The organism is Rudaea sp., from assembly GCF_036560865.1.
Classification (GTDB): domain Bacteria; phylum Pseudomonadota; class Gammaproteobacteria; order Xanthomonadales; family Rhodanobacteraceae; genus Rudaea.
On record NZ_DATBQK010000110.1, the window covers coordinates 1 to 1,644 of the forward strand.

At 62.1% G+C, this 1,644-nt stretch carries 3 protein-coding genes; all 3 read right to left on the reverse strand.

What is annotated here, in order from left to right; translation table 11 throughout:
* Window positions 1-618 (reverse strand): IS110 family RNA-guided transposase (locus VIE67_RS11400; protein ID WP_332026290.1); only part of this gene is annotated, 618 nt, incomplete at its 3' end.
* A gap of 52 nt (window positions 619-670) precedes the next feature.
* A complete protein-coding gene (locus VIE67_RS11405; protein WP_332026292.1) occupies window positions 671-1,081 on the reverse strand; it encodes a nitrile hydratase accessory protein in 411 nt (136 codons plus the stop codon).
* A partial coding sequence (nthB, locus tag VIE67_RS11410) for a nitrile hydratase subunit beta (RefSeq protein WP_332026293.1) occupies window positions 1,081-1,644 on the reverse strand: 564 nt, incomplete at its 5' end. The genes VIE67_RS11405 and nthB, both read right to left, overlap by 1 nt.

Below are 1,644 nucleotides of genomic sequence, written 5' to 3' on the forward strand. Positions count from 1 at the left end.
ATGCCAGGCCATTATCAGACGATCGAACTGCAGAATCTTCTCCTTCAGCCTACGAAGCTGAACTCCAAGAGCCGCTAGGCACACCCGTGCAACCTCGGGCAACCGCTTGTCATTTGGATCGGCAACGACATCGAGCAGCTCCTCGACACCCTTGCGGCCGACCGGCGCCACGATCCCAAACTCGGCAAGATGAGCGCGGGTCGCATTGATCACCGCGGTCTGCTGGCGGATGAACAGATGGCGCGTGCGATGGAGCATCAGGCAGCTCTGTTGCTCGGGGGTCTTGGTCGCGACGAACCGCATGTTGGCTCTGGTGACTGCTTCGCAGATCGCCTCGGCATCAGCGGCATCATTCTTCTGCCGTTTGACGTAGGGCTTTACGTAGGCCGGTGGCATCAGCCGCACGGTGTGGCCGAGCGCCTTGAGCTCGCGCGACCAATGGTGCGATGAGGCACAGGCCTCGATGCCGACCAGGCACGGCGGCAACTTCTCAAAAAACGTTAGGACATAGCGGCGTTTCAACTGCCGGCGCACAATTACATTGCCTTGCGCATCAACGCCGTGAACCTGGAATACCGACTTGGCGATATCAAGACCGATAGTCGTGACCGTTTGCATGCTGGGCTCCTCTGAATAATGCGGGCCTTAAAAGCACCCACATTCATGGCACTCACGTGCCGGTGGAGGAGCCGTCCACAGCATCAAAATCGGACGGCTGCAGCACGATCGGCTGCCCGTGCGGGGTGCAGTCGCAGGCGTGGTCCCACGCATCGCGATAGCGGTGCAACGCGTCGTGGGTCGTAACGCCTTTTTCCGCGACAATTTTCTCCAGCGCGGCCAGCCAGTGCGAATAGTAAGTCTCTCCGGTGTCGGGGTCGCCGGCGCCTTGTGCGCGCTTGATTTCTTGGCTAAGCGCCGCCGCCCATTCCGGCCACGTGAACAGTCCGCGTTCATAAAGCGCCAGCGTCATGGCGAAGGCCTGCGCTTCCCATGGCTCGCGGAATACCAGCCCGTCGGCGTCGCGCGGTACGCCCGGCACGGAGATCGCGACGCGCAGCGCCGAGCGCGGGTCCATCGCCATTACGCGCGCTCCAGATACGGTTCCCATGCGTCGACCGATACTGTCAAAGTCGAGTCGCCGTCGGCACCCCACAACTCGCGGCCATCGAAGCACACCGTGTAGAGCCATTGCGGATCCTCACCGGCGCCGGTCGCGTTGCTGTCCGGAAACACATGGCAGCCGATCACGCGCTCGATCGTGCCGATGTGTCCGCGCACATAACGCGGCAACCGCGTGTGGGTGGGGGGATTGATATTCTTCATCCGCACTTTGTTGCCGAGATCGAACGCAGGCTTGGTGTTGGTATCGCGCTCGGTCGGCCCGCCGCGATGCAGCACCTTCAGCACGTCATCGGGCGACAGCACGCGCTTGACCAGCTTGGGCGAATGCAAGGAGTGCCCGGCTTCGATCTCGTCGTCTGCCACCAGCCCGCGCTCCTTCGACATCAGTTCGAGCGCGGCAAACCAGATCTGGTAATAACTCATCGCCAGATATTCGCCGGGCGGGCGGTTCTCGCGCGCAAAGCGCCCCATGTCGATATTCCAGCCGCCCGGCATGCTCATCGCGAGTGTGAGCGCGAAGGC